General features: G+C 63.3%; 21 protein-coding genes and 2 tRNA genes. 6 read left to right on the top strand and 17 right to left on the bottom strand.

Annotated elements, in window-relative coordinates:
- On the top strand, positions 1-501 hold a 501-nt coding region (locus QZ266_RS08050; RefSeq protein WP_295693705.1), incomplete at its 5' end, for a hypothetical protein.
- A 92-nt stretch (positions 502-593) separates the two neighbouring features.
- Here QZ266_RS08050 and QZ266_RS08045 read toward each other — a convergent pair.
- The 3 genes from QZ266_RS08045 to recA form a co-directional block, all read right to left on the bottom strand.
- Entirely contained in the window at positions 594-1,046 is a 453-nt protein-coding gene (locus tag QZ266_RS08045) for a nuclear transport factor 2 family protein (RefSeq protein ID WP_295693703.1), read from the bottom strand.
- On the bottom strand, positions 1,046-3,700 hold the full coding sequence (gene alaS / locus QZ266_RS08040; RefSeq protein ID WP_295693700.1) for an alanine--tRNA ligase: 2,655 nt from the start codon (positions 3,698-3,700) through the stop codon (positions 1,046-1,048). Before alaS ends, QZ266_RS08045 begins: the two co-directional genes overlap by 1 nt.
- Before the next feature lie 214 nt (positions 3,701-3,914).
- Positions 3,915-4,994, bottom strand: a complete 1,080-nt coding sequence (gene recA / locus QZ266_RS08035; RefSeq protein ID WP_366523944.1) for a recombinase RecA — start codon at positions 4,992-4,994, stop codon at positions 3,915-3,917.
- A gap of 173 nt (positions 4,995-5,167) precedes the next feature.
- Between recA and mltF the strand changes: the two genes are divergently transcribed.
- A complete protein-coding gene (mltF, locus tag QZ266_RS08030; protein ID WP_295693694.1) occupies positions 5,168-6,559 on the top strand; it encodes a membrane-bound lytic murein transglycosylase MltF in 1,392 nt (463 codons plus the stop codon).
- Between the two features lie 80 nt (positions 6,560-6,639).
- Here mltF and QZ266_RS08025 read toward each other — a convergent pair whose 3' ends face one another.
- The 3 genes from QZ266_RS08025 to QZ266_RS08015 form a co-directional block, all read right to left on the bottom strand.
- Complete coding sequence (locus tag QZ266_RS08025; RefSeq protein WP_295693693.1) at positions 6,640-7,221, bottom strand: DUF2497 domain-containing protein; 582 nt, start codon at positions 7,219-7,221, stop codon at positions 6,640-6,642.
- Positions 7,222-7,353: 132 nt separating this feature from the next.
- Entirely contained in the window at positions 7,354-8,754 is a 1,401-nt protein-coding gene (locus QZ266_RS08020; RefSeq protein ID WP_295693690.1) for a TolC family outer membrane protein, read from the bottom strand.
- A 273-nt stretch (positions 8,755-9,027) separates the two neighbouring features.
- Positions 9,028-9,681, bottom strand: a complete 654-nt coding sequence (locus QZ266_RS08015; protein ID WP_295693687.1) for a protein-L-isoaspartate O-methyltransferase — start codon at positions 9,679-9,681, stop codon at positions 9,028-9,030.
- A 246-nt stretch (positions 9,682-9,927) separates the two neighbouring features.
- Between QZ266_RS08015 and QZ266_RS08010 the strand changes: the two genes are divergently transcribed.
- Positions 9,928-10,001 (top strand) — tRNA-Cys (locus tag QZ266_RS08010).
- Between the two features lie 113 nt (positions 10,002-10,114).
- Here QZ266_RS08010 and QZ266_RS08005 read toward each other — a convergent pair.
- Complete coding sequence (locus QZ266_RS08005; RefSeq protein ID WP_295693684.1) at positions 10,115-10,816, bottom strand: SDR family NAD(P)-dependent oxidoreductase; 702 nt, start codon at positions 10,814-10,816, stop codon at positions 10,115-10,117.
- 71 nt (positions 10,817-10,887) lie between these two features.
- Between QZ266_RS08005 and QZ266_RS08000 the strand changes: the two genes are divergently transcribed.
- Positions 10,888-12,408 (top strand): cryptochrome/photolyase family protein, encoded by a 1,521-nt coding sequence (locus QZ266_RS08000; RefSeq protein WP_295693682.1) that lies wholly within the window; start codon positions 10,888-10,890, stop codon positions 12,406-12,408.
- 1 nt (position 12,409) lies between these two features.
- Here the strand turns inward: QZ266_RS08000 and QZ266_RS07995 are convergent, their stop codons facing one another.
- Both QZ266_RS07995 and QZ266_RS07990 read right to left on the bottom strand, forming a co-directional pair.
- Positions 12,410-12,550 (bottom strand): DUF2256 domain-containing protein, encoded by a 141-nt coding sequence (locus QZ266_RS07995; protein ID WP_295693680.1) that lies wholly within the window; start codon positions 12,548-12,550, stop codon positions 12,410-12,412.
- Between the two features lie 37 nt (positions 12,551-12,587).
- Positions 12,588-12,938: a DUF962 domain-containing protein gene (locus QZ266_RS07990; protein WP_295693677.1), complete on the bottom strand. Its 351-nt coding sequence runs from the start codon at positions 12,936-12,938 to the stop codon at positions 12,588-12,590.
- Positions 12,939-13,307: 369 nt separating this feature from the next.
- Here QZ266_RS07990 and QZ266_RS07985 point away from each other — a divergent pair.
- A tRNA-Asn gene (locus QZ266_RS07985) sits at positions 13,308-13,383 on the top strand.
- Positions 13,384-13,459: 76 nt separating this feature from the next.
- Here the strand turns inward: QZ266_RS07985 and QZ266_RS07980 are convergent.
- The 4 genes from QZ266_RS07980 to QZ266_RS07965 form a co-directional block, all read right to left on the bottom strand.
- Complete coding sequence (locus tag QZ266_RS07980) at positions 13,460-14,188, bottom strand: prephenate dehydrogenase (RefSeq protein ID WP_295693674.1); 729 nt, start codon at positions 14,186-14,188, stop codon at positions 13,460-13,462.
- The gene (locus QZ266_RS07975; protein ID WP_295693671.1) at positions 14,185-14,907 is read right to left on the bottom strand and encodes a hypothetical protein; all 723 of its coding nucleotides are present in this window, start codon (positions 14,905-14,907) and stop codon (positions 14,185-14,187) included. Before QZ266_RS07975 ends, QZ266_RS07980 begins: the two co-directional genes overlap by 4 nt.
- A 56-nt stretch (positions 14,908-14,963) precedes the next feature.
- A complete protein-coding gene (locus tag QZ266_RS07970; RefSeq protein ID WP_295693669.1) occupies positions 14,964-16,862 on the bottom strand; it encodes an ABC transporter ATP-binding protein/permease in 1,899 nt (632 codons plus the stop codon).
- Between the two features lie 713 nt (positions 16,863-17,575).
- Positions 17,576-18,595 (bottom strand): LysM peptidoglycan-binding domain-containing protein, encoded by a 1,020-nt coding sequence (locus QZ266_RS07965; RefSeq protein WP_295693667.1) that lies wholly within the window; start codon positions 18,593-18,595, stop codon positions 17,576-17,578.
- Positions 18,596-18,715: 120 nt separating this feature from the next.
- Between QZ266_RS07965 and QZ266_RS07960 the strand changes: the two genes are divergently transcribed.
- Positions 18,716-19,315, top strand: coding sequence for a TIGR00730 family Rossman fold protein (locus QZ266_RS07960; protein ID WP_367178222.1), 600 nt, complete (start codon positions 18,716-18,718; stop codon positions 19,313-19,315).
- On the opposite strand, the gene QZ266_RS07955 is transcribed toward QZ266_RS07960, so the two are convergent.
- From QZ266_RS07955 to QZ266_RS07940, 4 genes are all read right to left on the bottom strand, one after another.
- Positions 19,316-19,519: a helix-turn-helix transcriptional regulator gene (locus QZ266_RS07955; protein WP_295693664.1), complete on the bottom strand. Its 204-nt coding sequence runs from the start codon at positions 19,517-19,519 to the stop codon at positions 19,316-19,318.
- Positions 19,516-19,908 carry a hypothetical protein gene (locus QZ266_RS07950; protein ID WP_295693662.1) on the bottom strand — a complete coding sequence of 131 codons (393 nt, stop codon included), beginning with the start codon at positions 19,906-19,908 and terminating at the stop codon, positions 19,516-19,518. Before QZ266_RS07950 ends, QZ266_RS07955 begins: the two co-directional genes overlap by 4 nt.
- On the bottom strand, positions 19,908-20,873 hold the full coding sequence (locus tag QZ266_RS07945) for an alpha/beta hydrolase (RefSeq protein ID WP_295693660.1): 966 nt from the start codon (positions 20,871-20,873) through the stop codon (positions 19,908-19,910). The genes QZ266_RS07950 and QZ266_RS07945 overlap by 1 nt, the downstream gene beginning before the upstream one ends.
- Before the next feature lie 292 nt (positions 20,874-21,165).
- The coding region (locus tag QZ266_RS07940) for a glutamate--tRNA ligase (protein WP_295693657.1) at positions 21,166-22,387 on the bottom strand (1,222 nt) is incomplete at its 5' end.

Here is a 22,387-nt window from a genome sequence, read left to right as displayed (position 1 = left end):
CGCTCGTCGACAAACCCTCGTCGACGACAAGACGAACCACCCGCCAGCGCAAATCCTCGCTCATCGCTCGTGTCATCCATGACCTCCCGGCTCAATGATGACACCCTAAGAATCACACTTCGCGGCCCAAGTGAATCCCTTTGCGACTCTAAGATCGATGAAAATGCTCTAGCGTCTAGCGCTCACAACAAACAGGGACACACACCTATTTTTGCCTTGCGCCACAACAAACAGGGACACACACCTATTTTTGCCTTGGGAAAACCGTGGAAAAAACTGGGACAGAAAAAACTGCAAAAAACTGGGACAGACACAATTATTGGCAAAAAACTGGGACAGGCACAATTACTGCCCCTCGACGTCCGCGCCTCCGGTGCAAACCCCGCCATAAACCGCTTGCCGAGAAACCGCCGTATCCGTTTCTTCAGGTCAAGGGCCGCAACGCGGCCGCTTCGCGGTTTCACCCTTGAGCTGAAGAAACGGATACGGCCTGCTGGCTGACAAGCGATCTATGGATCAGTCCGCGCGGGCGCGCTCCGGTTATTTGGGTCTGTCCCTGTTATTTCGGAAAATCGTTACATGTCCCCAGATAATCAGAGCCCCGCCCCGGTACATTTCATCGTGACGAAGGTTTCGGCTTCGATTTCCCATCCGTCATCGGTGTGGCGCCACTTGGCGAAATAGCGACCGGTATAACGGATCTGGAAACCTTCTGACGTCCAGCCGCCTTTCCAGCGACCCGTCTCGGCGGCCAGATGCCCATCCTCGGCTACTTCGATGCGGGCGGGCGAGCGCTGATACATGACATCCTCGGTACTCGAGAAAATCGTCTGCCAGGCTTCAAGCTGCGCGTCACGACCGACGATCAATTGCGCCTCATCGCCCGGCACGAGCACGGAATGCTCGCCGAGCACTGCACGGATCGCCTCGAGATCCCGGTCGATGAGCGCCTGATTGAAATCGGCGCGCCTGGAAAAGATCATCCGCGCCGACGGCTTGTCGCCGACAAGCTGAACATCGCCATGAGATTTGCGCGCGCCGACCATCAGCCTGCGAGGACCTTGCGAATCTCGTCGAGAGCGGCTTGGGCACTGGCTCCGTCCGGGCCGCCAGCCTGGGCGAAGTCCGGGCGGCCACCACCCCCCTTGCCGCCGACTGCTGCCGCTCCGGCCTTGACCAGATCAACCGCCCCGAGCCGATCCTTGAGATCGTCGGTCACGCCGACCGCGAGGGCCGCCTTGCCGTCATTGACGCCAATGAAGGCCGCCACACCAGAGCCCATCTGGGTCTTGGCCTCGTCGATCAGACCGCGCAAATCCTTGCCGCCAACACCCTCGACCACACGGCCGATAAAGTTGACACCATTGACGCTTTCCGGTCCGGCCGGCGCGCCTGCAGTGCCGCCGCCCATGGCCAGTTGTTTCTTGGCCTCGGCCAGCTGGCGTTCAAGCTTCTTGCGCTCGTCCATCAGGCTGGAAACGCGCGTGACCAGGTCCGCTGGCGGGATTTTCAACGAGTCGGCGGCAGCGCGGCCATAGCCCATCTGCTCTTCCATATAGAGACGTGCCCCCTCGCCCGTCATCGCCTCGATCCGGCGAATGCCGGAGGAGACCGCGGTCTCGCCGACAATCTTGAACAGGGCGATATCACCGGTGCGGGCGACATGCGTGCCGCCACACAGCTCGACCGAGTAAGGCGTGGCGTGATCAGCCAGCGCCTGCCCCATGGTCAGCACGCGGACCTTGTCGCCGTATTTCTCGCCGAACAGGGCAAGCGCGCCGGCCTCAATGGCGGCGTCAGGCGTCATTTCACGGGTCGAGACATCGTCATTCTGGCGGATCACCGCATTGACCTGGGCCTCGATCATCGCCAGTTCGGCCGCGCTGACGGCCTTGTTGTGCGAGAAGTCGAAACGGAGACGGTCTGGGCCGACATGCGAGCCCTTCTGGGTCACGTGATCACCCAGCACTGCGCGCAGCGCCGCATGCGCCAGATGCGTCGCCGAATGATTGGATTTGATCGCAGCCCGGCGCGGCGCGTCGGCATCCAGGGTCGCCGCATCGCCCAGCGTGATGTCGCCCTTGGTCAACACACCGATATGGGCGTGCATGTCGCCACCGCGCTTTTGCGTATCCTCGACCGTAAAGACCGCACCATCGGTGAAACGGATCTCGCCGCTATCGCCGCACTGGCCGCCGCTCTCGCCATAAAAGGGCGTGGTGTCGAAGACCAGTTCGGCGCGCTGACCGGGGCCCAGCGCCTTGGCGTCCTGACCGCCCGAAACGATTGCCAGGAGCCGCCCTTCTCCGCCGGTGCCGGCATAGCCGGTAAAGGTGGTCGGACCAGCCTTGTCGCGCACGGCGAACCAGACCGCGTCAGGCGCGGCATCGCCCGAGGTAAACTTGCTGGCGCGGGCATCCGCGCGCTGCTTGGCCATGGCCGTATCGAAGCCGTCCTCGTCCACCGTCATCCCCTTGGCACGCAGCGCGTCCTGGGTGAGGTCGAGCGGGAAGCCAAACGTGTCATAGAGCTTGAACGCCGTGGCACCGGCCAGGGCATCGCCTTCGGCCATGCCTGCGGTCGCCTCTTCCAGCAGGGAGAGGCCTCGACCGAGGGTGCGCTGGAAACGCTCCTCTTCGACTTTCAGCGTGTCTTCCAACAATGCCTGGGCCCGATTGAGCTCGGGATAGGCATCGCCCATCTCGTCCTTGAGGGCCTCAACGAGGCGCCACATGACCGGCTCGCTCGCGCCCAGGATGTGCGCGTGACGCATCGCCCGGCGCATGATGCGGCGCAGGACATAGCCGCGCCCCTCATTGGACGGGCTGACCCCGTCGGCCATCAGGAAACAGGTCGAGCGCAAGTGATCGGCAATCACACGGTGGCTGCCGAGCGCGTCGCCCTCCGCCTTGACGCCGAGCACGTCCTCACCCGCCGCGATCAGATTGCGGAACAGGTCGGTCTCGTAATTATTGTGCTTGCCCTGCAGGATGGCGGAAATCCGCTCCAGCCCCATGCCGGTGTCGATGGAGGGTTTGGGCAGGTTGACGCGCTTGTCCGCTCCAAGCTGCTCGAACTGCATGAAGACGAGATTCCAGATCTCGATGAAACGGTCACCATCCTCGTCCGGCGAACCGGGCGGCCCACCGGCAATGGACGGGCCGTGATCAAAGAAGATTTCCGAGCACGGGCCGCACGGACCGGTATCGCCCATGGACCAGAAATTGTCGGAGGTGGAGATGCCGATAATGCGGTCATCGGACAGGCCGGCAATCTTGCGCCACAGGGACCGCGCCTCGTCATCCTCGGAATAAACCGTGACCAGGAGCTTGTCGGCGGGCAGATCGAATTCCTTCGTCACCAGCTGCCAGGCATGGGCGATGGCCTCTTCCTTGAAATAATCGCCGAAGGAGAAATTCCCCAGCATTTCGAAGAAGGTGTGGTGGCGCGCGGTATAGCCGACATTATCCAGGTCATTGTGCTTGCCGCCGGCCCGCACGCATTTCTGCGAACTGGTCGCCCGCGGTCTTGACCGTTTCTCCTGCCCGGTGAAGGCATTCTTGAACGGGACCATGCCGGCATTCACGAATAACAGGGTGGGATCGTCCTGCGGGACCAGCGGGGCCGATTGCACCACTTCATGATCTTGCTGGGCGAAATAGTCGAGGAAAGTCGCACGGATGTCGCGCAGGCTGGCCATGATGTCCGATCCCGTCGGCTGGAGTTTCGCGCGCCAACCCGTCGGGCTGACGCAAACCGGTTTCTGTTCACTGACATATAGAAACGGGTGCCCGGCCTAGCCAAGCACCCGTTCATAATCAAGCTGCGATTGCCTTGACGGCGTGACGTGAAGGACGCGTTCGTCCGCCTCCCTGGTCAGCCAGCGACCGCCCCGAGCAGCAGCCGCGTGAGGATCAGCCCGCCGCCGCGTCTTCTTCCGGCAGGTCCGGACCGGTCAGCATTTCGTCAGCGATCAAGCCCGCATTGGCCCGCACTTTCGCTTCGATCTCTCCGGCGATATCCGGATTGTCGAGCATGAATTGACGGGCATTCTCGCGCCCCTGACCGATCCGTTCGGAATTATAGGAATACCAGGACCCGGACTTCTCGATCACTTCGCCCTTTACGCCAAGATCGATAAGTTCCCCCATCTTGGAGATACCCTCACCATAGAGGATGTCGAACTCGACCTCACGGAAGGGCGGCGCAACCTTGTTCTTGACCACTTTCACACGGGTCTGGTTGCCGATCACCTCATCGCGATTCTTGATCGCTCCGATGCGGCGGATGTCGAGACGGACCGAGGAATAGAATTTCAGCGCATTTCCGCCGGTCGTGGTCTCGGGCGAGCCGAACATCACGCCGATCTTCATGCGGATCTGATTGATGAAGACAACCAGGCAATTGGACTTCGAAATCGAACCGGTCAGCTTGCGCAGGGCCTGGCTCATCAGGCGGGCTTGCAGGCCTGGCAGGCTGTCGCCCATCTCGCCTTCCAGCTCGGCCCGCGGCGTCAGCGCCGCAACGGAGTCGATAACCAGCACGTCGACCGCGCCGGAGCGGACCAGCGTGTCGGCAATCTCCAGCGCCTGCTCACCCGTATCCGGCTGGGACACCAGCAACTCGCCGACATCAACGCCCAGCTTGCCGGCATAAACCGGGTCCAGCGCATGCTCGGCATCAATGAAAGCCGCGACGCCGCCCGCCTTCTGGGCTTCAGCAACCGTGTGGAGGGCCAGCGTCGTCTTGCCGGAGCTCTCCGGGCCGTAAATCTCGATGATCCGGCCTTTCGGCAAGCCGCCAATTCCCAGCGCGATATCAAGGCCCAGCGAACCCGTGGAAATCGCTTCGATCTCCATGGCCGGCTTCTGGCCAAGCTTCATGACCGAACCTTTGCCAAAGGCCTTATCGATCTGGCTCAGCGCCGCCTCGATCGCCTTTTCCTTGTTCATGTTCTTTTCGTTTTTCACGAGTCGAATCGCGCCCTTGCTCATAGCCTTCATCCCTTATTTCACGCCCCTCAGGTCCGGGCAACATTGTCTCGGCGTACCAGTTTTGTTCCGGGAACACAAGCGGAACATTTATGGTTAACAAACCGGAACAAAGGTCGATCGCCCGTCGAAAGACAGGGTTTGAAATTCGACACTATCGACCCTAGGCTAGCCATATGACGGATATTGTTCGGACAATCAGATCGGGCCTGAGACCCGGCCTGTCAGCCTTCACAAGCCTTGTCGCCCTCGCGGCCTGCGGTGGGGCCAACACGGCCACGATACCGTCAGAGCCTGACACGCTCTCGCTGATTCGCGAACGCGGCGAGCTGATCATTCTGACCCTGGCCGGACCAACCAGCTATATCGAGGGATCCGGCGCGGCGAGTGGCTATGAGGTCGACCTCGCCAATGCCTTCGCCAGCGAACTGGGGGTCAGCGCCCGGTTCCGCGTGGAGGCTTCGATTCCCGAACTGCTGGAGGCGCTGGAAGCCGGGGAAGGCCACATCGCCGCCGCCGGGCTCACGCAGACGACTGGCCGGGCCGAGCGCCTCGCCTTTGCGCCGGCCTACAAGGCCGTGACCGAGCAGCTTGTCTGCCGGCGCGGCGGGCCGTCCCCGACCCGCCGCGACGGGCTCGCGGGCACCGATATCCAGGTCCTGGAAGGCTCAAGTTACGAGGAAACACTGATCGCCCTCCAGGCGCAGCATCCCGATATCAGCTGGGACTCCGCGCCTGGAGGGTCGGCCATGCCGCTGCTGGCTGCGGTCGATGAGGGCGATATTGCCTGCACAGTCTCGGACAGTCATCTCGTCGACTTTGCACGGCGTCGCCATCCCGAACTCGTCGTGGCGCAGAACCTCACCGGAGAACAATCCCTGGCCTGGGCCTATGACGCCCGCGTCGAGGGGCTCGACTCGGCCCTCGCCAGCTGGTTCGCACAGGCTCACTCCAGCGGCCTGCTGGAAGCGCTGGACGAGACATGGTTCGGCCAGTTCGGCGATTACGACTATGTCGACATTGCCCGCTTCGTCAGGCGGGTCGACGACCGCCTGCCCCGCTATCGGCGCTGGTTCGAAGACGCGGCAGAGGACGTGCCGTTTGAATGGGAATTGCTGGCCGCCCAGGCCTATCAGGAATCACATTGGGACCCCGATGCCGTCAGTGCCACCGGTGTGCGCGGACTGATGATGCTGACCCTGTCCACCGCGGAACGGGTCGGCATTGATGACCGCACCGACCCGCGCCAGAGCATTCGCGGCGGCGCGGCCTATCTGGATGACCTCTACGCCCGCGTGCCCGATGGCGTAACCGGTGAGGACCGTCTCTGGTTCGCGCTGGCAGCTTACAATGTCGGCATGGGCCACATGTATGATGCGCGGCGCCTGGCCGAGCGACTCGGCCGCAACAAGGACAGCTGGGACGATCTCGCCGCCACCCTGCCCCTCCTCTCCGACCCGGAGCATTACTCGACCTTGCGCTATGGCTATGCCCGCGGCCACGAACCGGTGCGCTATGTCGAGAAGATTCGCGAATATCGCGCCATGCTCGCAGCGCAGGACATCTGATCCGCGCCGGATATCGGAGCAGCAAAAAGGCGCGTCCCGTCGGGGCGCGCCTTGTTTGATGCCAGCCTTGTCGTGCTCGCCTAGCGGCGACGGCGAGCAACCCGGTCGATCTCGGCCTGGACCTTCTCGTCGACAATCGAGGGCAGGTTGGCATCGAGCCAATCCTTGAGCATCGGACGCAGGAGCGCGCGAACGACACCTTCCAGCGTCCGGCCTTCCTCATCGGAAATACGGATCGTGTCTGCCAGTGTGTGGAAAGACCCCATGGCGGCGGCCGCGGCCGGCTCGCTCATGATGCCGTCAGCGGTCTCGTCAGCAAGGGCGTCGAAATCAATCTCGGGCTCGGCCTCGGCGACCGGTTCCGGCTCGACCTCTTCCTCGCGATCGACAATCATCAGATCATCATCCATCGAGAGTGGCTCGGTGCCCTCATCGATATCATCGACCATCTCGGTCAGTTCGAGAACATCATCACCGCCGGCATCCGCGGCCGGTTCGTCGAACAGGGCGTCAACATCATCCTGGCTCTGGGGCTCGTCCGCAGCCGGTTCCGGCGCGGCTTCGGCCTCAGCTGGCGCCTCTTCATCGTCTTCGTTGATGATGCGACGGATGGAGGAGAGGATTTCCTCCATTGACGGTTCGTTTTCAGCGGCATCGGCCATGAGCGCCCAAGTCCCTTGTCTGCGGTCTGCGTCTGCAGTCGGCGTTGCGGGTTTCCGCGAACGCGGCTTCCCGTATCACGCGAATAAACCGGGCCGGAACTCGCCTGTCCAGCCCGTGACTCTTCAAAAACCCTAGTCCCAGGGCGTTAAGTCAAGGTTAGGGAAACGTGATTCGCGTGAATCGCCTGCGGCGGGATCATAAATATCCACATTCAGCCCCAGTCGTTCCGCCGATGCCAGACCCATGGCTTGCAGCAAGCGGTAGCCGGCCACGAAGCTGTCGCGCTCGGCGGTCACGAAGGTCAGGCGTGACTCCAGGAGTTCCTGTTCCGCATTGAGCACGTCCAGCGTGGTCCGGATGCCGACAAAGGCTTCCTGCTGCACGCCGTCCAGCGCGATCTCGTTGGCGAGCACGGCTTGACGGCTGGATTCGATCACCGCCAGCGACGCGACGTAGGAATACCAGGCATTGGTGACCGCTTCCGTGACCTGTCGACGGGCTTCGCGCACCTGGAAGCGGGCCTGCTCTTCCTGGGCGACCGCAGCGCGCACGCGCGATCGGTTCAGTCCGCCGGTAAAGATCGGCACCGAGACCTGGCCCATGATCGACGTGCTGTCGCGAACATCACCGGAGAAGCTCGAATCGCGGGCCGAGGAGGCCGATGCGGTCAGCGATACTTCCGGACGAAGGGCGCCGCGGGCGATGCGAATGGCATGCTGGGCAGCTTCCTCGCCATAGCGGGCGGCCAGCAATTGCGGGCTGTTGTCGAAGGCAAACTCGGCCGCATCAGCGAGATTATCGGGCAGTGGCGGCAGGGCGGGCGGCTCGCTGAGCGACGCGGCCGGCTGACCGGTCACACGCTCATAGGCCGCGCGGCTGGCGCCGAGCTGGGCCTGGGCGGCCGACAATTGGGTCTGGGCGGCGGACAGGCGGGCTTCGGCCTGGGACACATCAGTCCGGGTGATCTCGCCGACCTCGAACCGGTCCTGCGCCGCACGCAATTGCTGGGACAGGACCTCGACATTATTCTGTCGGATCTCGATGACATTATTGTCGCGACGCACGTCCATGAAGGCCGTGACGGCATCGACCAGCACGGTCTGCTCGGTGGCCCGAAGCGTCTCGCGGCCGGCCATCACGACCGCGGTAGCCTGGTCAATCGCCCCGTCAATGCGGCCGCCACGATAGATGGGCTGGCTCGCCGACAGGCTGTAATTCTTCGGCGTCGCATCGGACTCGAAACTGTTCGTCGAATTGTTGATCTGGGAAAAACTCTCGCCTTCGGAGTGCGAACGCGAAATCGAAGCTGATGCCGATACGGAAGGCAGACGACCGGCCTGGGCCTGGACGCGTCCCTCATCGGTCGCGCGCAATCGGGCACGCTCGGCCTGCAGGGTCGGGTTGGAATCATAGGCCAGAGCCAGCGTCTCTTCGAGCGTCTGGGCCTGACCGGCACCGGCACCGACACCGGCCAGAGCCAGCGCCGATGCGCCAGCTGCCAGTACCAGCGCAAAATTCTTCAATCGCAACATTACGAACCCCTCTTGCGGCGCCGAAGACTCGGCCGCCGCTTTCGTCACATACTAGCGCTTCGCGCGACCTGATCCAGTCCGGTCACGGTTTGACAGTCCAATTCCTGCCCTCGCGCATACCATGGCCGCATATAGGCACGCCATGATTAAAAGTGAACACTGTTCACCCTGATATTTTGGTAACCTCGCGCAGACGTGTTCGGGCCGGGCAGACCAACCCGCCGTCCCTGTAACGTTTGAGGGAGATGTTTCCGTTCCGCGAAACGAAAAAAATCAGAGCACGAAGCCGGCTTCGGCCTGGAAACCCAGCAAGGGCGCGACATGGGCATCGAAAACCTGACGCTCACCGATGCCGGCTGCCGATTTGGTGAAGACCGTCGCCTTGCCGATCGGGCCCTTGCGGATCACCGCGACCAGCCGGCCGCCCGGCGCGAGCTGGTCGAACCAGGCCTGGGGAACGTCATCAATGGCGCCATTGACGAAGATCACGTTGAACGGGCCCTGCTTCGCGACACCCGCAGCCAGATCGCCTTCGATGACGACCGCATTGTCGGCGCCGGCATCTGCGAGCAGACCACTGGCACGACCGAGACTGTCCTCATCCGATTCGAGACCGACCACGGTTCCGGCCATCCGCGCGAGAATGGCGGTGGAATAGCCACGGGCACAGGCGATATCGAGCACCAGCTCATCGGGCTGGATGTCAGCCGCGTGAACCAGTTTGGCGATGTCGCGCGGCCGCATGAGCGTGCGCACATCGCCAACGGGGACCTGTGAATCCGCATAGGCCGAGGCCCGACGGGCGCGCGGCACGAAGAGGTGACGGGGAATATCGAGAAAGGCCGCAATCAGGCGACGGTCGGTCACATCGGACGGCCGGATCTGGCTGTCCACCATCTGCTTGCGCGCTGTTTCGAATTCGCTCACGAGGCTCTCCTTCGGCCAGGCCCTGTCGGGATGCGTTCGGCCCGATATATCCCGGCATGCCACAACCCGGCAAGCATGCCACTGCGCGCGCGTCGAATTGCCTCGCAGAAGCCGCGCATTCGCCGGTGGGCGGCGCACATCAGCAAAGCGGCCTCAACCACAATGCTCACCGCTCCGCCCGGGAGGTGACAAAGCCGGATTGCTCGCGCCGCGCGAGAGCGCTATAGCTCCCGCCTCGCAAGGCTTGGCACCGTGGCGGAGTGGTTACGCAGCGGATTGCAAATCCGTGTACCCCGGTTCGATTCCGGGCGGTGCCTCCAGCCTTCCAGCGAAACCCTTTCACAAACAGCATCCGCCGAAATGGCACGGGCGACACCGCACGGGCGATGAAACTCGGGCGACAGAGCACGGGCGACAGAGCACGGGCACCCGCTCAAAACGGGATGGGTTTGCCCTCATGGTCGAAGAAGCCACCCGTCTGCGCCGCCGTCAGCTCCGCTATCACGCGCAGGATATCCGCCGCCGCCTCGCTGGCCGGGCGGACCGCCAGACCGGATTTGGAAAAAGGCGCTGACAGCGCGGTATCGACCGTGCCCGGGTGCAACGCCACACAGATCGCCTCGCGCCGCGTACGGGCCAGCTCGATCGATGCGCCCCGCATGAACTGGTTCAGCGCGGATTTGGATGCTCGATAGGCATGCCAGCCGCCGAGCCGGTTGTCAGCGATCGATCCGACCCGTGCCGACAGGGTGACAAAGACCGCCCGCCCCTTGCGCGGCAGAAGCGGCAGGATGTGCTTCATCAGCAAGGCCGGCCCGATGGCGTTGACAGCGAAGGCCTTGTGCAGGTGCGCCGGGTCGAGATCACGCAGGCTGCGCTCCGGCGAAAAGTCCGAATCATGCAGGAATCCTGTCGCATCGATGACCAGGCGGATCTCACCGGATTGCTTGAGCAGCCAGTCCGCAGCCTTTGCCAGACTGTCGGGCTTCTCGAAATCCACGGACGGGGTGGAACCGCGCGACAGGCAGATCACGCGATCGTAGGCGTCATGACCGATCAGGGCCGCAGCCAGCGCCCCGCCGACGCCGCCCGTCGCGCCGATAACGACCGCCAATTGGGCCGGCGTCCTGCTCATCGCATTTCCAATCGCTGGTCTGCTTTCGAACTGTCTACGTATCGAATGTGAGACTGGATGAGGGGTGCCGCATGACTGACCTTGTGCTCGTTCTGGGCGATCAGCTCAGCCCGGACCTGCCGAGCTTGCGCCAGACCCGGCCGGAAGAGGCCGATATCCTGATGGTCGAGGCGCTCAGCGAGACGGATTATGTCTGGCACCACCGCAAGAAGATGGTGCTCATCTTCTCCGCCATGCGCCATTTCTCGCGGGCGCTGGAAAACGATGGCCGGCGGGTCATCCATCACCGGCTCGATCAGGAAAGGCCCTGCGCTGATTTCGCGGATGCCATCGGGCGTGCGCTGGCGACCAGACCCTATGACCGCCTGATCATCACCGAACCGGGAGAATGGCGACTGCGGCGAGAATTCGAGACCTGGCAGGACCGCTTCGGATTGCCCGTGGTGATCCTGGAGGATGACCGCTTCTTGTGCTCACACGCGCGGTTCGACGCCTGGGCCGAGGGACGCAAACAATTGCGCATGGAATATTTCTATCGCGAGATGCGACGCGAGACGGGCTTGCTGATGGAGGGTGACAAGCCGGCAGGCGGCAAATGGAATTACGATGCCGAGAACCGCAAGCCGGTGGTCGATGATCTCTTCATGCCGCGGCCCCACAGCGTCGAACCCGATGCCATCACGCGGGAGGTTCTGGACATGGTGGCCACACGCTTTCCCGACGGGTTCGGCGATCTGGAGCCTTTCCGCTTTGCCGTGACCGCCGAGGAGGCCGAGGCCGCGCTCGATCATTTCATCGCTGCGGCGCTGGCCGAATTCGGGCCCTATCAGGACGCCATGCTGCGCGGTGAGTCCTTCCTCTGGCACTCGGTTCTCTCGGCCTACATCAATATCGGCCTGCTCGATCCGCTTGCCGTATGCCAGCGCGTTGAAGCGGCCTGGCAGGCGGGCAATGTTCCCCTCAACTCCGCGGAAGGCTTTATCCGGCAGATCATTGGCTGGCGCGAATATGTTCGCGGCATCTATTGGCGCGAAGGTCCGGACTATGTGCACCGCAACGCGCTGGGCGCGAAACGTCCCCTGCCCGATTTCTACTGGAGCGGCGAGACCGACATGGCCTGCCTGTCCGCTGCCATCGGCCAGACCCGGCGCGAGGCCTATGCCCACCACATCCAGCGCCTGATGGTGACGGGAACGTTCGCCCTGATTGCCGGGGTCGATCCGCACGCGCTCCATGAATGGTATCTGGCGGTCTATATCGATGCGTTTGAATGGGTCGAGGCACCCAATGTGATCGGCATGTCGCAATTCGCCGATGGCGGTTTGCTGGGCTCGAAACCCTATGCCGCCAGTGGCGCCTATATCGATCGCATGTCCGATTATTGCAGTACTTGCCGCTACAAGGTGAAGGACAAGACCGGACCCGACAGCTGTCCGTTCAATTCGCTCTACTGGGATTTTCTCGACCGCAATGACGAGACGCTGCGCGGCAATCCGCGCCTGGGTCCGGTCTATCGCAATTGGGACCGGATGGATGAGGCGAAGCGTCAGGCCTATCGGGACCGGGCCCGCGACGTCCTCGACGCGCTCTAGCTCAGCGCGCCCGGCGACAGCGGTCGGAACAATATTTCACCTCATCCCAGACCGCCGCCCATTTGCGGCGCCATTCGAAGGGGCGCCCACAGCTCGCGCAGGTCTTGGTCGGCTTTGGCTGTCTGGAAGGATGGCGGGCCATGACCGGGACCTAGCGCCCGGCGGCCGACCGACCAGTCCTAGCCTTCATTGGCCTGCCGGCCGGTACTCACACCGGCCTTCTCAAGCTCCGCGTCCAGCCGCCCGGCCAGGAAAAGCCCGTACATGCGGTAATCGCCAATCAGCGACCAGAACGGATAGGTGAAGGTCGCCGGCTTGTTGCGCTCGACGAAGGCATGACTGACCCAGGCAAAGAAATAGCCGGAGACCGGCACCGCCAGGAGCAGCCACCAGGTCTGCGATGCGAGCGCATAGACCAGGACGAAGATGGCCAGTGTCGAACCGACGAAGTGCCAGGCCCGGGTCCAGGGCTTGGCGTGCTCGCGCAGGTAAAACGGCCAGAATGATTCGAAAGTGGCATGTTCGCGCATGGTCAGCTCCGGTGATTCGCCTGCCAGATCAGTATCACGGCAGCTTTCGCGCCCGAAAACGGGCATCACTCATGGTGAATGAAACCTGCTCGATTATCCACGTATTTCCATGATTCCATTAGGGAACCGGCAAGGACAATAAACCAAATGCCTAATTCTCCCGATCCCGTTAACTCCGCTTTAAGGGTTCAGGGCCGAATTTAGGGGCGTCTTCCCGTGAAGACACCCCACCATCCACCCAATGCCTTTTCGGGAGCCTTTGCGGCTCCCGATTTTTTTTGCACCCACTTGCTGCTTCTTGCACACAAGGGTGCTTGCGCCCCGTGCAAAAGCTCTGATAAAAGCCGGGCCTCGCTTGAGAGCACATGTTCCTCGGTAGCTCAGTTGGTAGAGCAGGTGACTGTTAATCACCGGGTCGGCGGTTCGAGCCCGTCCCGAGGAGCCATTCTCAAGTCCCACCCCGCCTGGCGGGGTTGAATGACCCGCCTTCCGGCGGGTTTTTTCATGCCTGAATGCGGGAATCAGCCCTGTTCCAGCCGCGCATCCAGCGCCCGCGCCGCCTGGAAGAATCGCGCCCGCAAATCGGCCGCATGGGGATTGTGACGCTCAATGGCCCGAAACAGCGCATCGCTATCACCGGCCACCAGTTCAGCCGCCTGTGTCAGCAGATCATAGCTGCGCGTGGTATAGGGCGCGGTCGGAAGGTCGAGATCGGTGATGACCTTCGAGACCAGATGGGTCAGCGCCTGCACGCTGGCCATGGTGCGGTCATGGGTGTCCGCGTCAGACAAATGCACATCGAGCCGCAAATCATCCCGCAGGAAATGGGCGACACAGCCCGGATCGACGCCTGGTTCGGGACACAGGACGATGGACTGGCCCTCCAGCCCGTCGGCCGCACTCTGTGGTCCGAAGAGCGGGTGGGTGCCGAGAATGCGTGTGCCCTCCGGCAAGGCCTCCCGCATCGCCGCCATCGGCTCCAGCTTCACCGAGGCGACATCCATCACCAGAGCACCCGGCTGGATATGGGGAGCGACACCGCGACACACGCCCGCCATCGACTGCACAGGCACCGCCAGGATGACGACCGGCCGCGCAGCGGCTTCGGCGAGCGGGACCAGCCTCACGCCGTCCAGCGCGGTCACTGCCGGGTCATGCGCGACCAGATCGAGATGCGGGGCGAGATGGGCGGCGGCCAGACGCCCGAAAGCGCCCAGTCCGATCAGACCGACAGCAGGATGGTCCGTCATGCCCCGGCCCCGGCCTCGGCCTCGGCCTGACGCAGGCGGAGTTCATAATCGCGGATGCGCCGGTCAATGCGCGGCACGCCGCGCCACACCCGGTACATCATGTAGAGCGCCGAACCGCTGACAATCCCGGCCGCAAAGCGATAGATCACGATCAGCCAGGAGATGACGGCATTGTCCGGATTATTGCTGACCGGGGTCAGGCCGAGACGGAAGACTTCAGGAATATCAGCCAGGGCGCCGCGAAAGACCTGGTCGACCAGGAAAACCAGGACCGCACCCAGCCCGGTTTCATGACCGGAGGTGGGGGCCGCCTCGCCGATCAGGATCGGCGCGGCATAGTCCGGCAGCAACCAGTCATGCATCCACACCGCCGAGAAGACGACACCGCCAGGCAGGATGAGCCCGAAGAGAATGAGCGCTCCCAGCGCCTGCCAGACGCCGCCGACAATCTCCGCCCGCCGCGCCCGATATCGATCCAGTCGTGACTGGATGGTCCTGGCCAGTTTCGGCTCTGGCCCGGAAATGCGTTCATCGGCTTCAAGCTCGACCGCCCGCACGCCCTTCAGGAGATTGAGCTGCATGCGGGCCAGCCAGAGGCTGAGCGCAAATACGGCGAGCAGGGCCAGGGCCGCATAGCTTCGCTGCGCCTCGACCGAAGTCAGTACACGGCCGACCTGCGATGTCGAAAAGGCCTGCCAGCCCTCGATGATCATGTCCATGAGACGCCCCCGCGCTGCTGGGGTCAGACTAGGCAGCACGGCAATAAAAACAACGTCTATTCGGCGATCCGGGCGGTTTCCAATACCTCGCCGGCTGCCGAAACGGCCTCGCTCTGGCGACGCCACATGTCAGCATAGAGCCCGTCCATCGCGAGCAATTCGTCATGCGTGCCGGTTTCTGCCACACGGCCCGCATCCAGCACGAAAATCCGGTCGGCCCCGGCGATGGTCGAGAGACGGTGGGCGACGGCGATCGTGGTCCGCCCCCGGGCCGCATCGCTGAGCGCAGCCTGGACTTCGCCCTCGGTCTGACTGTCCAGCGCCGACGTGGCCTCATCGAGGATGAGGACCGCCGGATCCTTGAGGATGGCGCGGGCCACCCCGACGCGCTGCTTCTCGCCGCCGGAGAGCTTCAGTCCGCGCTCGCCGACCCGCGTCTCCAGCCCGTCCGGCAGACCACTGACGAAGTCAGCAAGATGGGCGCGCTTGAGCACGGCCTCGATCTCCGCCTCGCTGGCATCGGGCTTGCCATAGATGATGTTGGACCGAAGCGTGTCGTTGAACAGGACCACATCCTGCGGCACCAGTCCCAGCGCGTCGCGCAAGCTGGTCTGGGCGATCCCGCGCAAATCCTGACCGTCGATCGAGACCGTCCCCTGTTCAGGGTCATAAAAGCGGAAGAGCAGGCGCAATATAGTGGATTTGCCGGCGCCGGAGGGGCCGCAAATCCCGACAAAGCCACCCGCGGGAATATCCATGCTCACCCCGCCCAGCGAGCGCGAGCGCCCGTCATGGGTGAAGGCGACGTCTTCAAAGCGCACCGCGCCGCCAGCCAGCGTGAGCGGTCGGGCATCCGGCGCGTCATCGACATCAGGTGTCAGCGCCAGGGTCTCATAGACGCGCTCCATGTCGACCGCGCCCTGTTTGATCTCGCGATAGGCCCAGCCAAGGATGTTGAGCGGCTGGTAGATATTCATCAGCACCAGCGTCACGGCGGCCACATCACCCGCCATGAGCACGCCGTTATAGGCCTTCCAGCCCGCGGTGAGCGCCATGGCCAGCAGGCCGGCATTCATCACGAAGGCCTGAAGTCCGTTCAGCAGGGCTAGCGAGGACTGCGACCTGGCGGCGGCGCTGGCATAGCGCGTCATCGCCGAATTATAGGCCTCACTCTCACGCTCTTCGGCAGCGAAGGCCTTTACTGTCTCGAAATTGATCAAGCCATCGACCGCGCGCGCCGAGGCTTCATTATCCGCCTCATTCATCTGCCGCCGAATGACGACGCGCCATTCGGTCATCGACCAGGTCAGGCCCATATAGACCGCGATGGTGATCACCGCGATCACGGCGAACTCCCAGCCGTAATTGGCGCTGAGCACGATGGCCGCGAGCGTCAGCTCGAACAGGGTCGGTGCGATATTGAAAATCAGGAAGCGCATCAGGAAATCGACGGCGCGGGCGCCGCGTTCGATAATGCGCTGCAGGGCACCGGTCCGCTTGGTCTGGTGATAGCCGATGGACAGGCGCTGGACATGGGCAAAGGCCCGCACCGCGGTCAGACGCTGGGCGTCCTGGCTGACCGGCGAAAACATGGCGTCGCGCAATTGCGGCGCGCCCACCGACAGGAAACGCGCTACCGCATAGGCGATGAAGGCCAGCGAGAACGTCGTGAGAACCCCGGGCCAGAGCGTACTGCCCTGGCGCCCCTCGACCGCCGCCGTCGCGCCGCCCGTGGCCTCCACAATCAGATTGATGCCGTCGCCGAACAGGATCGGCGCACCCACCGAGAAAAGCTTGGCGATAATGGTCAGGACCAGTGCCAGCCCCATGCGGACGCGCCATTTGGCCATCTCCGGCGAGGCCAGCAGCGCAAACAGGCGCACCATGGTCAGCCCGAGCGCCCCCTTGGGTGCCGCCTGGGCGTCTTCCGCATTATCGGGGGCTGTCGGTCTCATCGGAGGGAGAGATAGGGCCTAGGCAGCCCCAGCGCCAGAGGCGGCGCTGAGCAGAGGTCAAACGCCATCGCCGCCCATCCACACCTCATCCCTCAGAGATCAAGCATTGAGCATTGAGCATTGAGCATCGAGCAACGAGCAACGAGCATCGAGCATCCGGGGGGGACGGTGGCATGTACGGGCTACGGCGCCACTCGAAAGTCCGCGCGGTCGCGCAGAGAGCCCCATACAACTCTTGCCGGGAGCTCGCCTCAGGGGTTCAGCCGCGTCAAGGTGCATGCCCGCATTGCGGCGCCGAAGGCGACCTTGACGCGGCTGAACCCCTGAGGCCCGTTGGCTGGCATGAGATGTATGAATACCCCGCGCTAACACGCGGCCCCTCGACATTCCGCGGGCGCGGTCCACGCTTCACAATCATAGCAAAGGACCTTCGACTCTGCCCCATCACCAGTTCGTTGAACCCAGCCGTCACCGTTCAACCCGGCTTCGAAGCGCCAGACTTCGTCGTCAACGATCACTTGGCCCGTCAATCGGCAAACTTGCCAAAGCTGTTCGTGGTGCCAGCGAGGACCGGATACCCTTTCACCGACCGAGACAAATTCGCGTGCGTGCGCGATCAGTGTCGCTTGATCGCTTTCGGTGCCGTTTTCGGTCGCGCAAGCACTTCCGACCTCGACCCATTCACCGGCGTCCGCTGGCGGCAGGTCGAGCACCTACCCGCCCTGCCCGTCTTCCGTCGGCGCTTCGAGTACCTGGCCGGGATAGATCAGGTCCGGATTACGGATCTGGTCGCGATTGGCTTCATAGATGACCGTGTATTGCACACCCTCGCCATAGAGTCGGCGGGCCAGGCGCCAGAGCGAATTGCCCGGCTGCACGACCACCGAATTCGGGCCCAGGTCGAGGTCTTCAGCCGCCACGCGTTCGAATGGCAGCACGATGACAGCGCTGACCTGGCCGTCTTGGTCGACCTGGTCGATCTGGAGGTCATAGATGCCGGGCGCCAGCAGAGCGCCAGCCTGCAAGGTCCAGCGGCCATCACGGCCCACAGACGTCTCGCCAACCTGGGCGCCATTGGCGAAGATCCGCACCGTCGTGCCCGCCTCGGCGCGGCCGGAGAAGATGACGGCACCGGTTTCGTCATAATCGATGGTCTCCAGCACCAGCGGCCCCATCTCGCCCGTCGAACAAGACGGGCATTGCCAGACGCGGCTGGCTTCACCCGGACGACCGACCACGACCAGCGGCGTCGGTCCACGCTGTTCGGGGATGGAGACGACCACGACCTGTTCGGAGCGCAGTTCGCGTCTGTCCTGGGCCGTCATCAGCAAGGAGAGCTCTACCGCACCGGAGGGCAGCGGATCATTGAGAATGATCACCCACTCGCCGCGCTCATTGATCGGCATGCGATCCGTACGCGAATTGGCATTGTCGAACTCCAGCGCCACATCATTGGCGAGCAGCTGGATGGTCGCACCCGGTTCGCCGCGGCCCGCGACAACGGCGGTGCCGGCCGGGGCCACCCGAACAATGTCGAAAACCGGGGCGGCCAGCATCGCATCGCTGGGATCGGGCTGTGTCGTCGTCCCAGCCGGGGACACCGGATTCTCGACGGCAGGCGCGGGCGCGCCATCATCGGCCGGTCCGGGACGATACATGATGAATGCCAGCGCGGCGGCAATCGCGAGCGCGGCAAGGGCTCCAGCAATGATAAACGACCGCGTTGCGGTCATGGCGGCTCTCCCGTCGTCAATTCGGCTGGACACAAAAATGCGCTCCGGCATACCGGAACTGGATGCAAACCTCGCGCCGTCAGCCTTCGGCGAATAGCATCCCGGTTCGATAAAGCAAATATGAGTGATGTCACGATGGCAAAACTAAGGTCGATTGGTGTCTTCTGCGGATCACGTATGGGTGAACGCAAATCCTATGCAGATGCGGCCGCAGCGGTCGGTCGAGCCATTGCCCGCGCCGAGTGCCGCCTTGTCTATGGTGGCGGCGATGTCGGCCTGATGGGAATCGCCGCCTCGTCCGCCGCGGCCGAGGGCGGACCAGTCTATGGAATCATCCCCGGCTTCCTGATCGCCCGCGAAGGTCATCTCGACGACGTCGAGATCAAGATTGTCGAGACAATGAGCGAGCGCAAAAGCCAGCTCATCGCCGAGAGTGACGCCTATATCATCCTGCCCGGCGGGACCGGGACGCTGGAAGAAGTCTTCGATGTCATCTCGCGCCAGCAACTCGAACTGCAGGACAAGCCGATTGTCTTCCTCAACACGGACGGCTTCTGGTCACCCTTCATCGACCTGATTGCGCACACGGTCCGCGAGGGCTTTACGCCGCAATCCCTGGCCGACCATATCGAGCTGATCGACCGGGGCGATCTGGCGATCGCCCGCATCTGCGCCCAGCTGAACGAGAAAGACGCGATCAACGCCGAAAGGGCGGACTGATCAGTCCGCCTCTCCGTTCGGGTCGAAGACATCCTCGATGGTCAACTCGAAGGCGCCGGCCAGGGCGAAGGCCAGGGTCAGGGACGGGTCATGCTTGCCCGTCTCGACCGCATTGATGGCCTGGCGGGAAACGCCGACCCGCTCCCCCAGCTCGGCCTGGCTCCAGCGTCTCTCGGCGCGCAGGACACGCAGCCGGTTCTTCACCGGTACACCACGTATTTCTGGAAACACCCGACCAGACCCCACAGGCCGATCATGACCGGGAAGACCCAGATCATCGGGATTGCCGGCAGGTCCAGCGCCCCTTCCAGAAAGCCGTAGGCGAAGGTTCCAAAACCTGTCAGCAGGGCCGCGATGATCATCGCCTCGGCGAGGATGCGCTGTTTGAACTCGTCCAGCGAACGATAGAAGACCATGACCGCCCACAAGGCACCCAGCCCCGGCAAAACCGGCAGGATGGCAATGAGGCCGCGCAGAGCCGGTCCGAATTCGGCGGTGCTCAACAGGAAGACGGATCCAAAGAGCGTCGCCATATAGAGCAACATCGCGCTGCCGAAGTGGATCATGTAGCGACGTGCATTTGCGGCCATCATCAGCCTTCCTCCCCTTCAGCGCCAATCACACGGGTCAGGACGGACCGGAAGGCCTCCGGCTGGTCCAGCATGATGAAATGGCGCGACCCATCAATCCGGTGCAGGTCAAGCATGGCGAGACCGGCATATTGATCCCGATACACGGATTCGAGCGCTTCGGGGCTCATCGGTGCGCCCTCGCTCCAGGCGATCATGACGGTAACCGGGGCAGAGACCCGGGCCAGTACGGGGCTGTAATCGGTCCCCATCACTTCACCCATGGCTGCGCTGACGACGGACTGGTCGGCTTGCTCCATCCACGTCATCACCTGCGCCTGCCCGGCTTCGCTGATCGACTGGACGGCCAGACCCTGGCGAGAGATTGCGAGGAATTGCTCACGCGGTGCCGCCGCCATCTGGCCCGAGACGCCGATCGCATACCCGGCGGCCTGGTCGTGCGTGATCGCTGGATTGAACAGGCGGGCGAAGAAGGGCGCGCTATCCACCACAACGACATCGCCAACGCGGTCCGGCGCTGCTGCCGCGACCTGCAGCGCAATCTGGGCCCCCATGGAATGGCCCACCAGGACCACATCCTCGGCCTGCCCGGCTTCAAGCCAGGCGACCAGGTCCGCCACCGCACCGGACACGACACCGGTTTCGCCGCGATCCACCGTCGAGTCGCCGCCAAAGCCATCAAGGGTCACGACATGCGCATCGACCGAGTCACCGAGCGCCATGACCGTCCCGTCCCACACATCACCGGCCGTCGCCAGGCCGGGAATGAAAACCACATCGCGCCCGCTCTCGGACCCCGCCCGTTCGATCTGCAGCGTATCGAGGGTCTGCCCGGCACGATCCGTTTGCGCGCCGGCCTGGCCGTTGGCCTGACCGTTGGCCTGTCCCGCCGTTGCGCCGATCACGATCGCTACCGCGATGGCAATCCAGCCGCCGATACTCATCTTGCCGCTTCCAATAGGTTTCATTCTGCGCTCCATCAGCTTTACTTGACTTAGTGTCATGCAAACCTGACACTCACACGCGCGACTGTCAAGACAACCTGACTAAACGAAATGCATGCATGTCATTTTGTCAGGGCAAGGGCGCTCGGCACGGCCCTGGCTGGGTGGTCATCCCTGATGAACGCCCCGCGAAAGCGGGGCGAAAGTCAGGGACCGAGATGTGGCAGATAGTCAGGTCCCCGCCTTGCGTCCGGCCTGCGCCGGACATTCAGCGGGGATGACAAGACGCGTGAAAGCGCGGACCGAGCTGGATGGACTAGGCCGGCTCGCCCGCGAGGCGCTTGAGCACCTTCTCGCGACCGATCAGGGGCAACAATACCGCCATTTCAGGGCCACGGGCCTCACCGGTCAGCATCAGGCGCAACGGCATGAAAAGCTGCTTGCCCTTGCGACCGGTCGCCTCTTTCAGAGCGCCGGTCCAGTCTGACCAGCTGTCACCGTCCAGCTCACCGGCAGGCAAGTGCTCGGCCGCGGCGGCGGCATAGTCCGACTCTTCGATAACCGGCGTTACCGGACCATCGATCAGCGCGGCCCAGGCCTTGGCGTCAGCGAGTGTTTCCAGATTCGGGCGCACGGCCGCCCAGACCGCCTCGCCCTTGTCGGCACCGAGATCAGCCAGTTTCGGCTGGGCCACTGCATACGGCATGGCGTGCAGGAGTTTGGCGTTCACCCGCTTGAGCTCTTCATCATCAAAGCGCGCCGGCGACCGGGACAGCTTGCCAAGGTCAAAGCCCTCCAGAAGTCCCTCGACGTCCGCGAAGGCATCAACCGGATCCGAGGTGCCGATCTTGGCCAGCAGCGACATGATCGCCATCGGCTCGAGACCCTGCACATCGCGCAGCTCCTGGATGCCCAGAGACCCGAGGCGCTTGGACAGCTTGCCGCCATCGGCACCGACCAGCAGGGCCTGATGCCCGAACAGCGGCGCCTTGCCGCCGAGGGCTTCAAACACTTCGATCTGGGCGCCTGAATTGGTGGTGTGGTCCTCACCGCGAATGATGTGGGTGATGTCCGCCTCGATATCATCCACCACGCTGGGCAGCGTGTAGAGATAGGAGCCATCGCCGCGGATCAGGATCGGGTCGGACAGGGATGACGTCTCGATGGACACCGGGCCACGCACCATGTCGGTCCACTGGACAGGCTTGCCGGACAGTTTGAACCGCCAATGCGGCTTGCGACCCTCGGCCTCGAAGGCAGCGATCTCGGCGTCCGTCAGGCCCAGGGCGGCGCGGTCATAAACCGGCGGTCGTCCATTGGCCATTTGCAGGCGGCGTTTGCGATCAAGATCCTCGCCGGTTTCATAGCAGGGATAGAGCAGCCCCTTGGCTTTCAAGGTCTCGGCGGCGGCCGCATAGCGGTCGAAGCGGTCGGACTGCTTGAAGGTCTCGTCCCAGGAAATGCCCAGCCAGGTCAGGTCGGCGCGAATGCCGTCCTCGAAGGCCTGGGTGGAGCGTTCCACATCGGTATCGTCGATA

It is taken from the genome of uncultured Maricaulis sp. (assembly GCF_905480005.1).
Classification (GTDB): Bacteria; Pseudomonadota; Alphaproteobacteria; order Caulobacterales; family Maricaulaceae; genus Maricaulis.
Note: the sequence above shows the minus strand (reverse complement) of the source record. Positions and strands in the feature narration are given on the sequence as shown.